The organism is Shewanella sp. 125m-1, assembly GCF_052977065.1.
This window is the reverse complement of sequence record NZ_JBRILT010000017.1, coordinates 32,510-47,220: the sequence shown is the minus strand read 5'-3', so window position 1 is coordinate 47,220 and position 14,711 is coordinate 32,510. Positions and strand designations below refer to the sequence as shown.

Genomic DNA, 14,711 nt, shown 5'->3' with positions numbered 1-14,711 from the left:
GCGCCGCGCTATCCCTTTTTTAATTTTGGATTAAACGTTAGCGTGTTTGCTGTAGAAAGCTGAGCAATACGTTGAGCGCTTGATTACGTGGCTTATCACGTTCCATAAAGATCTCATGGCGGGCATAAGGGATTTTAGTCAGCTTACATAAGCCGTTAATCGCTCGTTTTTGCGCGCGATTATCGACGATTGTGTCTTCTTCCGCTTGCAGGATCAGTAAAGGGATTTGACTATTTCGTGCGGCATCTTCCGCTCGTGCGGCTGCGTCGATTGATTCGACCAACCAATGATTAGTCGGTGAGCCTAACTGCAGTTGTGGGGTTTTCTGATACAGTTCACGATAATCGTCATAACGCAGTTTACTATTTGTCAGGTCGTTCTTATCAAATGGCTCGGCATGGTATCCCTTGCCGCCCAAGATATAGTTGGGTTGCTGATGGTTATCGAGCAATGAGGCTAACCCGCGGATAAAACCTCTAGGCAGAGGCAGTTTTATGCCGTACATAGGGGCCGAAAATACTGCCGCTTTAAAGGTTGCTGGATGCTGCTGTAGATACAGAGTGCCAATGGCTCCCCCCATAGAGTGGCCAACAAGATAATAGTTTTCGCTTGGTATTGGTTTCACAATATGAGTGACAAATTCTGCGAAATCGTCGATATATCGCTGGAACTTGTCGATATATCCCAGATGCGGATTAGCGGTCGTGCGTGCCGACAGGCCCTGACCTCGATGATCGATTGCAAATAAACTATAGCCTTGCTGGTAAAGATCAAACATCAATTCTTTATACTTTAGGTAAGATTCCACCCGGCCATTGCTAAGTACAATGGTGCCAATGCTATTCGGGTGAGTTATTTTGGCGTAAGCCAAAGTGATGTCGTCACGAGTCTTAAATGTGGCTTGGGTGACCTGTTGCCAAAAGACTTTTTGCTCAGGACTATTTAAATGGTGCTCAGATGAAAAATTGGCAATTTGCGTATTCGTCATATAAGCCTCTGTAGCTATCGACATGGCATAAGTTCTATTAGGTGATCTTGCATGCAGTGTAACAAACTTGTTCGATAGATTGGCAGAGACGAATTAAGATTAATCAATAAATAAGGCCGCAAGCGCGGCCTTATTCTATTGTGGGTAAGTTTAGATTTGTGCTTTCTGTTGCTCGATAAAATCGTTTATCTGCTGCTCCAGTATCGACATAGGTACAGACCCATTTGCTAATATGGCGTCATGGAAGGCGCGAATATCGAAGTGCTCACCGAGCTCAGCTTCAGCCTGAGCGCGCAGACGTTTAATTGTCAGTTCGCCAATCTTGTATGACAGGGCTTGTCCTGGCCAGTTAATGTAGCGGTCAATCTCTGTGGTGACGTTATGCATCGACAATGCTGTATTGCTGGCCATAAAGTCTATTGCTTGCTGGCGAGTCCAGCCCTTAGCGTGCATGCCGGTATCGACGACTAGACGCGCAGCGCGCCACATTTCGTAGGTTAAGCGGCCAAAGTTGCTATAAGGGTCTTGGTAGAAACCAGCTTCTAGGCCGAGATATTCAGAATACAGCCCCCAACCTTCACCAAAAGCCGAGATATAACTGTAGCGGCGAAAATCTGGCAGGTTGGTTAGCTCTTGGTTTAGAGCTATCTGCAGGTGATGCCCAGGCACTGCTTCGTGTAGGGTTAGCGCTTCCATTTCGTATAGTGGACGTTTATCTAGGGCATAGGTATTGACCCAGTAATAACCCGGCTCATCATCGCGGCTTGAACCTGAATAGCGTCCAGTGGTGTATTTAGGGGCGATTTGTGCAGGAACAGGTTCAATACCGTAAGGCTGACGCGGTAGTTTGCCAAAATACTTTGGCAGCATGGCATCGGCTTTCTTGGCGATAAAGGCCGCTTCTTTTAGCAGTTCTTCTGCTGTTTTAGGGTAAAACTGTGGATCGGTTCTTAAAAAGTGCAGGAACTCGGCAAAACTGCCCTCAAAGCCAACTTGTTCGATGATTTGCTGCATCTCACCGCGAATGCGCTTCACTTCTTGTAAGCCTAGTTGATGTACTTCATCTGATGTCATCGCTAAAGTGGTGTAATAGCGTACGCGGTTTTCATAGAGGGCTTCACCCTCGGGAAGATCATAGGTGGCGATGCTTATCCGGGTGTTAGGAATATATTCGATGGTGATGAAATCGAAGAAGGCCTGGTATTGGGGCAACACTGTGCTTTGGATTAAGGTGCGACCTTGCTGCGTTAATTGGGCTTTTTCTGCCTCGGTAAAGTGCGATGGATACTGAGTAAATGGTTTGAAGTAACCACTGTCTTCAACTGGCACGATAAAGGCTGTAATGCTGGTTTCAAAGCCTTTTAGCGTCGCTTTAGCTGGCGTGATACCGCTTGCGAGTCCCTGCTTTAACCAATAGATTTGCTGCTCAAAATAGTTAGGCAGTGCTTGCAGTTGCTTAATATAGTTTTGATAGTCTTCGACTTTAGCAAAGCGTCCCTTAGCTATCGAGGCGATATAGGCATGAAATCCTCCTTCGGCCGATATGGGCATGTAATGATCTTTGTAGCGATATTGGTCAACATCGTTTTGCAGTTGGTCTTGCAGGATCTGCGCGTTAATTGCATCTTCTTTACTTAAGCTATTTTTGTCTATCTTTACTAATTGCTGCAACAACACTTGCTTGCGCTGATCGAGTGCTTCAAGTGTGGCGGGGGACAAGTCTTGTAGCTTTCCGGCTGCACTCTTGTTACCCAGTGAATAGGCGAAGCTTGGGCTTGAGTCTAAGGAGATTTGCCAAGCGGCATCGATAAGTGATTGTAGCTGGGTATTACTGGCAACTTGTTGGGTGCTGACACCTTGTTGTGGGGCGGTTGTTGTCGTAGTTTGGCAGGCACTTAGGCCTAATACCAACACAGAGGGAAGTAGGTACTTATACATAAACTGTCCATTATTGTTTTAATTTTCAGCTTGATTATGCCGTCACAGCTTACAAAGATCACCAATGAAAATTAAACTAAATGTGACTAGAAGTGTTTGCAGGTTTGGGGGAAAGGAGTCACTAAGAGCATTTTTGGACTTATAGATACAAAAAAACCGGCTAATGCCGGTTTTTTTTGTATCTAACGCAAGATTAGATAACGCGAGAGAACTGCTGTTGTCTTGCTTTCTCACGGTAGTAAACATCGAAACAGATGCAGATATTACGGATCAATAGGCGGCCTGTTGGGCTGATAGTGATCTTGCGGTCTGTGATGTCGACTAATTTATCATCGATAAAGGTTTGCAGCAGCTTTAAATCTTCTGCGAAGTACTCTTCGAAGTTGATGTTCAGCTTCTCTTCAATTAACGCCATATCGAGGTCGAAGTGACAGATTAGCTGCTTGATAACTACACGACGAATTTCATCGTCACGGTTTAAGCTACAGCCTTTCCAGAGCGCATGACCATTAGCATCGATTGATTCGAAGTATGGGCGAATGTCTTTTTGGTTCTGTGCATAACAATCGCCAATTTGGCTGATTGATGACACACCAAGACCTAACAGATCACACTCTTCTTGAGTCGTGTAACCTTGGAAGTTACGGTGCAGACGTCCTTCGTTCTGTAAGATTGAAAGCTCATCATCTGGCTTAGCAAAGTGGTCCATACCAATGTATTGGTAACCCGCCCCCGTTAAGGTCTCGATAGTTTGATGCAACATATCAAGCTTTTGCTGTGGCGACGCTAAGTCTTCATCTTTAATCTTACGCTGCGCCGCAAAACGTGATGGCAGGTGAGCGTAGTTAAATACAGATAGGCGATCTGGATTCAAATCTAGAACGCGTTGCATGGTTTCAGCAAATGTTTCAGGCGTCTGGTGTGGCAAACCATAGATCAGGTCGATGTTAGTTGAAACAAAGCCTAGCTCTTTGGCGCGCGCCATCAGGTCGAAGATAAACTGCTCGTCTTGCTCGCGGTTTACTGCGATCTGTACCTTCTTATTGAAATCCTGAACACCGATAGAAATACGGTTGAAACCGGCTTCTTTAAGGGTGTCTAGCATTGAAAGTTCGATTTCACGTGGATCGACTTCAATTGAGTATTCGCCCACATCGGCAACATTAAAGTTGGCTTTGATGAGTGCTGATAGCTTAAGGATTTGCTCAGGCGTTAGGAATGTCGGTGTACCGCCACCCCAATGAATTTGGGTCACTAAATAATCTTTAAACAGAGGTGCACGTTTAACGATTTCTGCCGCTAGGTATTCAATATACTGATCGGCTTTATGCTGGTGGCGAGTGATGACTTTATTGCAGCCACAGTAGTAACAAAGCTTGGCGCAGAAAGGAATGTGAATATACAGTGAAAGTTTGTCACTCTTGCTGTTCTTAATCGAAGTCAGCAATTTTTCCTCGGTAAACGAATCATCGAATTCCAAGGCCGTCGGATAAGAAGTATAACGTGGACCGCTATAATTGTACTTTTCGATCATTGACTGATCCCAACTAATTGGGGTGGGCTGCTTCAAGGCGTGTCCTCCGGCGTATAGTTTAGCAACATGTGAAGTATGCATGGTTATTTGTTGAATAACCTTGATCCATGTTGTAAAAATTTAATGTGGGTAGCAAAGTATGACTGAATATCGCTGAAAATAAGGTATCTGTCTGTGCTCTTTAGAAGATTTTGTGCACAGACTCACCCTATATAAGCAAAATAGGCCATATCTGCGACTTAGATTCGGCCTTTAATGACTGCAAGCTCTATGTCGTCTTCAGCTCTAGTGGAGTGATTCTGACTTAAATTCACTCAGTAGTTTGGCTTCTTCGAGGATTTTTGCCTCTAATTCACCTTCTGAACGCATGCGAGCGTAATCTAGCTTCATGCGCTGCTGTTTATCTAAGCTTTTACGCTGTTCTTTGATTGGATGCGCTTTGATGACGTCGAAATGGGCAAACGTAGCTGGGTATTGGCTCTCAACAAGCTCAGCCATACCGATGAGTTGAAAAAGCTTTGCGATACGCATTACGCCTTCAGATAACTCACAGCGCTCTTGTAGCATAGCGGTTGCGATATATCGGATATTGTCGAGCAGTTCGTCTGATTTGGCTTTAGCGGCTTGTGCTTGCTCTTGTTCGCGTTTTAATTGGCGCTGTTTTTGTTTGCGAACTTGAATAAGCAGGTAGGTCGCATAAGCAGTCAGCGCGGCGATGATAAGTACGCCGAGCACAATAAAGGCAGTTGTCATACTAAACCCTAGTTGGTAGGAGTGGGATACAGGTGGTGATTATGGATAAAAAAATGGCATCAATAAAGATGCCATAGATTTTATATATACGAATTTAGTCTTTGTCGAAGTAGTCTTTTAACAGATCTGCACCAGACTCGAACTTATCAAATAGGTCGTCATCACTAACGGCCTTTTTGTTTTTCGGCGCATGGTCTTCTTCGTCATTAATGCCGAGTCTGTCCATTAGGGCTTCAATTTGGTTTAACTGCTTGTTTAACCAAGTTTGATCGTCTTGACTGAGATTTTTACCTTCTTCAAGCATATCGAGTAGGCTATTGAGTCTTGGATCTTCCTCAAGCTTCAATAATTTCTGCTCATCAGTCAGTTTCGGCCCTTTTGGCTTCTTCTCAACTTTCACTTCAGCAGCGATATTCAGTTGAACTGGCTTTTTGCTGCCGTGACGTGGGTCTGCATTCTTAGCTTTACCACCGTTAGCTTGGCTTTCAATCATCGAAGCGTTATGACGACTTCCCGCTTTATTGCCAGCAACTTGTTTTTTGCCTGCAAGAACTCGATCTTTCTTCTTGGTTCTTGGGGCTAATTTAGGAGCATTTTCGTTGCTCTTACGCGTTTTCTTACTACGGGACATGATTGCTTATCTCGATAACTTTAAAGACTCTATTGCTGCAAAGCGGCTTAGCTCATGCAACAACGGAAGTTTGGTCGCGTGTTATATCAGATCCTGATGGTTTTTGCACCAGAATGAGATCATTTGCTGCAAATAATAGCTTAAAACCGACCTTGTTTGCTAGGAACTCAAAGGTTGCTTGCTGATAAAAGCTGACATGAGTCAGATTATTCTTATGGTGCCACTTATCAAATGCACTCAATTGACTGAGTAATGGTGTGCAAATTGCCATCCAGCCACCGGGTTTAAGTAAGTGGCTAAGCAGCTCCCATTCTTTATAGGGAAAGCGGAAATGCTCAAACACTCGATAACAGCAGATGAAGTCATATTCTTGCTTAAGGGAACGGTTCCACGGTGCAAGACTGGGGTCATACTGGTTGAGTTGATGACCTTTTTTACTGATTTTCAGTAAGGTTTTGCTGTCTAGAGTGCGGCCAAAGTTAAGGCCTAATAAAGGTGTGTGCCCATCTTCACACTGCTCGATAAGCTCCAGGATAAAACGCGCGAGTGATTTTTGTTTATTACTGGCTAGTCGGTACTTTTGCTGCTCAGCGCTAGGGGGGAGGTGTGAGTTAGCGTCGGCAAATACCAGCTGGCATTGGTGGCAATGATACAGGCAGCGCTTTTTGTCGGCGAAAAACCGTACGGTATTATCACTATGACAAAGAGGGCATCTGCGCATATATTAGCTAAACCAATGACTTAATTAATTTGAGTATAAATGAAGATAGTAGAGCGAGAAATAAAAAAAGGCGACAGATTAATCTGTCGCCTCTATAAAAGTGCCAATCGGCACCAATTCTGATTTCAAGTATCCATACTTGCTATGTGACTATCCCGGTCAATATCCATCTTATTTTTTGTCTGCTTTCCATGCATGTCTTTTAGTTGGTGGTCTTCCCGACACTTTATTTTTAGACCTGTCGCCTTCCTGACAACAGTTTCCGTAGATGGTCTTTAAAGACACATCCTAATTTTTATTCGTCCATCCAATGACGCCTAAGTAACCATCCCTGTATATTTTTTTAAGTATCTTCCAGTGATAACAAGCTTCCCGCAAGTGCATCCTAAGCAATAGCTTCCTATGCTGTATCTGTATCCTACAAATACGTTCCTGTTGGTGCTGTTTCTCTGAATGTAAGGTTTAATGCTAAATAGCGATATTGGCCTTCCTAACCAATCCTTACTAAAATTCTTACGACCTGGACTTCAAATTGAAATCTCGACTCTTATTATTTTTAGAGAGTGGTCTCAATAATATTATTATTATTATTTAGTTAATTTATTCTTATATCTTAAACGTACAAATACCGAAATCTGATAGTTATTATTAAATAATTTATTGTACTAACAGTTGGGTTCATCTCGGTACGGGGGCTATTTAAACCTAAATCTGTGATCTCTGTCAAGGGGGTTTTGCGCGTAGTTTACGTAAACGTAAACATAATGATATAAAAAAGGACGGGTTTGCCGTCCTCTTAAGATGTAGCTAATATTTACTTAAGGCTTGATATATATTTAGATAATGCGTCAATGTCATCGCTATTTAGCTTTTTCGCGATGTCTTGCATCATGCCATTTAAGTCGTTGTTACGATTTGTATCGTGGAACTTATTTAGCTGGATCTTGATATAATTGGCATGTTGGGCATCGATTGCAGGGAAGCCTGCAAGTTCAGCACCTTTACCACCAGGTCCATGACACGCAATACACGCTGTGATGCCACGTGCTGCATCGCCATTCTTATAGAGTTGCGCACCGAGCTCTGGGACATCTTTAACTTCGATATCTTTCTTAGCTTGGCTAGCATAAAATGCAGAGATATCTGCAATGTCTTGATCGCTAAGCGCGACAGACATGCCACCCATGATAGGGTCCATACGACCTTCTTTTCCGCCAGTCTGTGCTGCACTGCGGAAATCATGTAATTGTTTTTCTAGGTATGTACTGTGTTGACCAGCAAGGTTTGGGTACATGTCTATCATGCTGTTGCCGTCAACACCGTGGCAAGCAGAACAAACGATGGCTTTAGTTTTTCCGGCTTCGGCATTTCCTTCTGCCATTGCAGGTGAAGAGATTGTGGCTAAAACAGACAGCGCAAGAGCTAACTTTTTCATGGCGTTCCAACTTCTTATTAAAATATTTGTCTTGAGCTTACTAGGAAGACCCGCAAGCGTGATAAAATGTATTTTATGTGATCGGGGTAATATTTTACACGAAATTGTGAAAATGTAAGCAACTCTTCGATATTTAACCAAGTTAGTTGAAAAAAGTTTTGGAGTTAATTGTGAGTGAATCTCGTATCGATTTCCGTAAAGCAGAGTTTTTAATTAGTGCGCCAGATATTGCGCACTTGAATGAATACCTCCCTGGCGACGTTGGGGTAGAAATTGCGTTTGCGGGTCGTTCTAACGCGGGTAAGTCGAGTGCTCTGAATTTACTGTCGGAGCAAAAAATTGCTCGAACCAGTAAAACACCTGGACGTACGCAGTTAATTAACGTTTTTAAGTTGGATAAGCACCGCCGTCTGGTCGACTTACCAGGTTATGGTTTTGCTCAAGTACCTTTAGCACTTAAACTTAAGTGGCAGCAGGCGTTGGGTGAATACTTGCTTAAGCGTGATTGTTTGAGCGGCGTTGTCGTACTGATGGATATTCGTCATCCGCTAAAAGATCTTGATATGCAGATGATTGAGTGGGCCGTTGAAAGCCATATCCCTGTTTTAGCGCTATTAACTAAAGCTGATAAGCTTGGTCAAAGCGCCAGAATGAAGATGGTTAACGAAGTTCGTAAGAAACTGAGCAACTTCGAAGATGCTGTAAAGGTTGAGCCTTTTTCTTCATTAAAAGGAATTGGTAAGAGCAAGGTGCTCGGTATTCTTGATGGTTGGTGTAAGCCTGAATGGTTGATGCAACAAATTCAAGCCGATGCGATAGCTGCTCAATCAGAAGCTGGCAAAGAGTAACTTTTACGTCAGGCCAAACTGATACATAACGCTCCTTTTAAGGGGCGTTTTTTTTGGTATTTTTTTAGAAAAAATAGTGAAAATGAGGCAAAAAAAAACCGACGGAAAAACCATCGGCGTAAAATAGCTCTTTTGGGGAGAAGCTAAATTCAACAAGACTCAAGTTCAATCAAACAGTGTTGATATCGCTCAATGAACACAGCATAACTCGAATTTTATTCAATTTAAAGTAATTACTCTAAAATTTATTTCGGACGAAAAAAAGCCCCAGCAAATTAGATTTGCTGAGGCGCCATAATTTGGCCATTTACTACAGAGTAGTAAACGTAAAAAAAGGTCTGAAAGATAGAACATCTTAACCTCTGTACCCTACGCAGAGAATATTACTCCATTAACCGCTATATGAAAAACTGTTTTTGTAAAAAACACACAATAATGTGATGAATATCTCAACTTGTGCTCAATAAAAGCACAGTTATTGATCGAAATATTTCATATAAACATCTAATTTTAAAGTTGATACTTGCTGTTCTAGCTTAAAAATATCACAGCGGTTCTGGCGCGGATCTGAGAGTGTATAGTGCTGCAAAAAATAGGATGGGAAGAAGAGATAAAAAAGCTGACAGTGTGGGACTGTCAGCTAATGTCATTGCGCTTAATTTGATTGGCAGCAAATTAGTGAGCTTGTTCCCAGTTGTCACCAAGTCCAGCTTCTGCGAGTAGTTCTACATCGAGTTTTGCCGCAGCGGCCATTAGCTCACACACCTTAGCTTGTAAGCTGTCTGCTTTGGCTTCATCGACTTCAAACACCAATTCATCGTGCACCTGCATGATCATGATGATTTCGCCGTTTGTTTCAGTTTCAATCCAGTTAGCAATATTGATCATTGCCTTTTTGATAATGTCAGCAGCTGTGCCTTGCATAGGTGCGTTGATCGCAGCACGTTCGGCCGCTTGTCTGCGCATAGCATTTCTATCTTTAATAGCAGGTAGGTAAAGACGACGACCAAATAGTGTCGATACATAACCGAGATCGGCTGCTATAGCGCGGGTTTCTTCCATATACTTGAGCACGCCTGGGTAGCGCTTAAAGTAAGTGTCGATATAGCTTTGTGCTTCAGCGCGAGGAATATCAAGCTGCTTGGCTAAGCCAAATGCCGACATACCATAAATTAAACCGAAGTTAACCGCTTTCGCGCGGCGACGCTGATCTGAGCTTACCTCGCTAAAATCGACATCGAAGACCTCTGCCGCAGTTGCTTTATGGATATCTTTTCCTTCGGCAAAGGCGGTGAGTAGCCCCTTGTCTTGTGATAGGTGAGCCATAATTCTAAGTTCGATTTGCGAGTAGTCGGCCGCGAGGATCTTTTTACCCTCAGGTGCGATAAATGCGTGGCGAATGCGGCGCCCCTCTTCGGTACGAATTGGGATGTTCTGCAAGTTAGGTTCACTTGATGACAAACGACCCGTGGCTGCATTCGCTTGATGATAGCTAGTATGTACTCGACCTGTTTGAGCATTAACCATCAATGGTAGTTTATCTGTGTAGGTGCTCTTTAGCTTTGCAAGGCTACGGTGCTCTAAGATGATCTTAGGTAGCGGGTAATCTAGCGCAAGCTCAACCAGCACTTCTTCTGCTGTTGACGGCGCACCCTTAGGGGTTTTCTTGATAATCGGGTAGCCGAGTTTTTCAAAAAACAATTCTTGTAGCTGCTTGGGAGAGCTGAGGTTAAATGCTTGGCCTGCGATCTCGTGAGCCTTGTGTTCGAGCTCATCAATTTTGCGCGCTAGCTCTTCACTTTGTTGACCTAGCAACATGCTATCGATCAATACACCCTGGCGCTCGATATTCGATAAAGTATTGATCAGTGGCAACTCAACATCAGTCAATACGCTGGCAAGTTCTGGCAGTTTTTCTAGTCTCGACCAAAGGTGCTGATGCAGGCGCAGGGTGATATCGGCATCTTCTGCGGCATATGGCGCGGCTGTTTCAAGTGGAATTTGGTTAAAGGTGATCTGTTTAACCCCTTTACCTGCAATTTCTTCGAAACTGATGTTCTTGTGGCCAAGGTACTTAAGCGCTAAATCATCCATATTGTGCTTTGAAGCGACAGAGTTAAACACGTAAGACTCAAGCATGGTGTCAAATTGTACACCGCGTAGGGTAATTCCTGCATTAGCCAAAATGCTGATGTCATACTTAAGGTTTTGGCCAACTTTTTTAAGATTTTCATCTTCAAGTAGTGGCTGCAGCTTTTCAAACACAACGGCTTTATCTAGTTGCTCTGGTGCATCAACGTAGTCATGAGCAATCGGCAAATAAGCGGCTTTACCTGCTTCAACCGCAAAAGAGATCCCGACTAGCTTGGCTTCCATGTAGTTAAGGCTTGTGGTTTCCGTATCAATGGCAACCAGCTCGGCAGACTTTAATTTTTCAATCCAGCTGTCGAGTTGTTCTAGGGTAAGAATTGTCTCGTACTCAACTGCGATATCAAGCTTTGCTGCTGGCGCATCATCTTCAGAGTCCGCAGCCGTGGCTTTGTCGCCTTTGTTATCGAGTACTTCTGCTAACCAGCGTTTAAACTCCATCTCACCGTAACACTTAATGAGCTCGTCTTTATTTGCTGGCTCAATTGATAGTTGATGCCAATCTTGCTCAAGCTCTACGTCTAATTTGATGGTCGCTAGTTCATAACTTAGTTTGAGCATATCTGCATGCTCAATGATTTTAGCGGGCATTGTTTTAGAACCACGGAATCCGAGTTCAGGCATTTTCTCTGGAGCCGCTAAAATCTGTTCAACACTCCCCGCTCCGGTTAGCATTGCCAGCGCAGTTTTCTCTCCCACACCAGGTAAACCAGGAATGTTATCGGCTTTATCACCTTGCAAGGCTAATAGGTCGATGATTAATTCCGGACCGACGCCAAACTTTTCGGTAACCTCTGTAGGCCCCATGATGGTGTTGGTCATGGTATTGATTAGTGTGACATTATCATCAACTAACTGCGCCATATCTTTATCACCAGTACTGATAAGAACCGCGCGACCCTCTTTACTTGCTTGAGTTGCGATAGTACCAATCACGTCATCGGCTTCAACCCCTGAAATACACACTAGAGGTAAACCGAGCGCCTTAATGATTCTGTGTAGTGGTTCAATCTGATTGCGCAGATCATCAGGCATTGGCGGGCGCTGAGCCTTGTATTCTGAATACATGTCGTTGCGGAATGTTTTGCCTTTTGCGTCAAACACCACAGCCATTTGTGATGGCTTATATTGGTTAATCAGGCTGCGAAGCATATTGATTACGCCGTAGACGGCACCGGTTGCTTCCCCTTTAGAATTCGTTAGGTGAGGTGGTGCATAGTAAGCGCGGTAAAGGTAAGAAGAACCATCCACAAGAATTAAAGGGTTATCGGCAATTTTAGGCATAGTTTAGTATTCGTTTATCGGTATTCGATGATGGCGCTAGCATGCCATATAAGGGCAATTTCGGCCACGTAAAAATGTTACACAGCCTGTGGATAACTCTGTGAATGGAACCGGGTAACTCGATCTTGATAAAAAAGAGGAGTGAGAGCGGTAGCTCTTAAGTTGTTGAAAAATAGCCGATAAAATTAAATGTGTGAAGTGAGTTTTATTTTGGCTATTTGAACTAATTATGTGGACTTTTTATTTTTATGCGTATTTTGAACCCATTCCTTGGTTAAATATTATTCACTTGATAAAGTGTTGACCTAACTTAGCATGATAAATAATCTGATCAAGCGGTTTATTACAAATTTGTTAAAACAATATGATATATAAAGAGGCTTTTTAATGAAAAAAGTAGCAGTTCTTTTGAGTGGTAGCGGCGTTTATGATGGCACTGAGTTACATGAATCAGTTTTAGCGTTATTGGAGATCACTAAAGCCGGTGCAAGTTATCAATGTTTCGCGCCTAATATCCCTCAATACCATGTAGTGAATCATTTAACTGGCGAAGTGCAAGAGGGCGAAAGCCGCAATGTTTTAGTGGAGTCAGCAAGAATTGCTCGTGGTGAAATTAAAGCTGTAGACGAACTGAATATTAACGAATTTGACGCTTTGGTGATCCCCGGTGGTTTCGGTGCAGCCAAGAACTTATGTGATTTTGCGGTAACAGGGGCTGAACATTCGGTTGAACCCAGCGTTGAACGCTTTATTAAGCAGTTTGCCAGTGCCCATAAGCCGGTGGGCTTTATCTGTATCTCGCCAATTATGATCCCGAAACTGTACGGCCAAGGAGTATGTGGCACGATTGGTTCAGATGAGGGCACTGCAGCAGCCTTTGAACAGCAAGGCGGACAGCATCATGCCGTTTCTGTTGATGATATTGTGGTTGATGAGCAACACAAAGTTGTGAGTACCCCAGCCTATATGTTGGCCAGTAATATTGTTGAGGCGCACTCTGGGATCAGTAAATTAGTTACAAAAGTACTTGAGATGGCTTAGGGCTTAATATGAATAAAGCTTGCTGCTGTATTCTTTGTTAAGTGGTGATGATTGTTAGCCCGCAAGGAGCGGGCTATATGTTAGCTGTCTGTATAAAGGTGATATTCACGCTGAGTGCGTGCTTTAACATCACGTCAAGCCTCTTAAGCTATAGTTACGGCTAAAACTTGCGGGATTTACTGTCAATAAACCCTTGAATAACGCCAACAAGCAGACCACCAAGATGTGCCCCGTTAGCGATAGACAAGCCAAACATGTCGGTGAAGCCCAGTACCAGCCATAAAAGCATAAAACCGATATAAGCTGGTGGAAGCCCAATACCTGATTCTGGCCGCTTAACTCCCATTATCCACGTGTAACCGACAACAGCATAGACTACCCCCGACAATCCGCCGAAGTTTGGCCCTGCCATATAGTATTGCAAGATGTTAGGCAGAGTACCGCCAACGATGAGCAGAATAAACAGCGGGGTAAAGCCGATTTTATTTTCTATCTTGCCACCCAGGTACCACCACCACAGCAAGTTAAAGATAATATGCATGGCGGAGAAGTGCATTAGGCTGGGAGTAAAGATCCGCCAAAACTCACTTAGCGTTGCTGAAGGTGTCGCACCGAAAAATGATAATTGTTCAAAAATAGGGTTGGCAAACCCAAGACTCATTGCAGCATAGATGACGACACAGGTAAAAAAGACGAGCAGAGTCAGCGGGCCGGCCCCTGTTATAAACTGGCTAACGAGTTGCAGACTCGGATTACCGTAATCAAGCTTGGTGTGAGTATCGCCATTTTCCCAAGATGCTGCGAGATACTTTTCGTCATAGGGGTTATGAATAAAGGCTTGGTATTCACGGTGGGCTCTGTCGAAGTGATTTTGGTCATGGATCATCAGTGCCACACCTTGCTCGGTTGGCATCAGTTCGCAGTCAATGTGAAGCCCTTTTAGGTAGTCAATGAGAGCCTGCGCTGCTCGGCTATTGGGGAGCCTGCCAATCTCGATCATTAATTTACCCTCACGCTGGTTTATAGGTTGGCTTGGTGCCAGGCACTGTATCCGCCATCTAAGCTAAAGACGTCATCAAAGCCTTGCTCATTGAGGTAGGTCGCTGCACTTTGGCTACTAATTCCATGATAGCAAACTACTATGAGCGGCAGATCCATATCGGCATCGCTAATATAGTGGGCCAAGTTGTCATTGGTTAGATTAACCGCGCCAGTAATATGGCCTGCTTCATAGCTTGCCGCATCTCGGATATCGACGATTTGCAGCTCACTTGATTCTGCTTGCATCTGGATAAGTTGATTAACGCTAAGGTGTTGAAACGCTGACATAGTAAACCTGTATTGTTTGATAGATATAACGGGGATGGAATACTCGCAATGACGTATTACA

General features: G+C 43.7%; 12 protein-coding genes. 2 read left to right on the top strand and 10 right to left on the bottom strand.

The genetic code is table 11. The features are described 5' to 3' along the window. Positions 1-37: 37 nt before the first annotated feature. The 7 genes from ACVBIK_RS09840 to ACVBIK_RS09810 form a co-directional block, all read right to left on the bottom strand. Complete coding sequence (locus ACVBIK_RS09840; RefSeq protein WP_447161025.1) at positions 38-1,012, bottom strand: alpha/beta fold hydrolase; 975 nt, start codon at positions 1,010-1,012, stop codon at positions 38-40. A gap of 126 nt (positions 1,013-1,138) precedes the next feature. Next, entirely contained in the window at positions 1,139-2,926 is a 1,788-nt protein-coding gene (locus ACVBIK_RS09835; RefSeq protein WP_447169579.1) for a DUF885 domain-containing protein, read from the bottom strand. A 193-nt stretch (positions 2,927-3,119) separates the two neighbouring features. Further along, positions 3,120-4,496 carry an oxygen-independent coproporphyrinogen III oxidase gene (gene hemN / locus ACVBIK_RS09830; protein ID WP_447161027.1) on the bottom strand — a complete coding sequence of 459 codons (1,377 nt, stop codon included), beginning with the start codon at positions 4,494-4,496 and terminating at the stop codon, positions 3,120-3,122. 249 nt (positions 4,497-4,745) lie between these two features. After that, positions 4,746-5,213 carry a DUF2489 domain-containing protein gene (locus ACVBIK_RS09825; RefSeq protein WP_447169578.1) on the bottom strand — a complete coding sequence of 156 codons (468 nt, stop codon included), beginning with the start codon at positions 5,211-5,213 and terminating at the stop codon, positions 4,746-4,748. Between the two features lie 94 nt (positions 5,214-5,307). Beyond that, the gene (gene yihI, locus ACVBIK_RS09820; protein WP_447161029.1) at positions 5,308-5,844 is read right to left on the bottom strand and encodes a Der GTPase-activating protein YihI; all 537 of its coding nucleotides are present in this window, start codon (positions 5,842-5,844) and stop codon (positions 5,308-5,310) included. A gap of 52 nt (positions 5,845-5,896) precedes the next feature. Continuing rightward, positions 5,897-6,565, bottom strand: coding sequence for a methyltransferase domain-containing protein (locus tag ACVBIK_RS09815; RefSeq protein ID WP_447161030.1), 669 nt, complete (start codon positions 6,563-6,565; stop codon positions 5,897-5,899). An 814-nt stretch (positions 6,566-7,379) separates the two neighbouring features. Continuing rightward, the gene (locus ACVBIK_RS09810; RefSeq protein ID WP_447161031.1) at positions 7,380-8,000 is read right to left on the bottom strand and encodes a c-type cytochrome; all 621 of its coding nucleotides are present in this window, start codon (positions 7,998-8,000) and stop codon (positions 7,380-7,382) included. A 170-nt stretch (positions 8,001-8,170) separates the two neighbouring features. On the opposite strand from ACVBIK_RS09810, the gene yihA reads away from it, so the two are divergent. Next, entirely contained in the window at positions 8,171-8,848 is a 678-nt protein-coding gene (gene yihA / locus ACVBIK_RS09805; protein ID WP_447161032.1) for a ribosome biogenesis GTP-binding protein YihA/YsxC, read from the top strand. 675 nt (positions 8,849-9,523) lie between these two features. Here yihA and polA read toward each other — a convergent pair. Further along, positions 9,524-12,280, bottom strand: coding sequence for a DNA polymerase I (gene polA / locus ACVBIK_RS09800; protein ID WP_447169577.1), 2,757 nt, complete (start codon positions 12,278-12,280; stop codon positions 9,524-9,526). 387 nt (positions 12,281-12,667) lie between these two features. On the opposite strand from polA, the gene elbB reads away from it, so the two are divergent. Further along, positions 12,668-13,321, top strand: a complete 654-nt coding sequence (elbB, locus tag ACVBIK_RS09795; protein ID WP_447169576.1) for an isoprenoid biosynthesis glyoxalase ElbB — start codon at positions 12,668-12,670, stop codon at positions 13,319-13,321. Between the two features lie 160 nt (positions 13,322-13,481). Here the strand turns inward: elbB and glpG are convergent, their stop codons facing one another. Continuing rightward, positions 13,482-14,321: a rhomboid family intramembrane serine protease GlpG gene (gene glpG, locus ACVBIK_RS09790; RefSeq protein ID WP_447161035.1), complete on the bottom strand. Its 840-nt coding sequence runs from the start codon at positions 14,319-14,321 to the stop codon at positions 13,482-13,484. A 20-nt stretch (positions 14,322-14,341) separates the two neighbouring features. Beyond that, the gene (gene glpE / locus ACVBIK_RS09785; RefSeq protein WP_447161036.1) at positions 14,342-14,650 is read right to left on the bottom strand and encodes a thiosulfate sulfurtransferase GlpE; all 309 of its coding nucleotides are present in this window, start codon (positions 14,648-14,650) and stop codon (positions 14,342-14,344) included. Between the last annotated feature and the right edge of the window lie 61 nt (positions 14,651-14,711).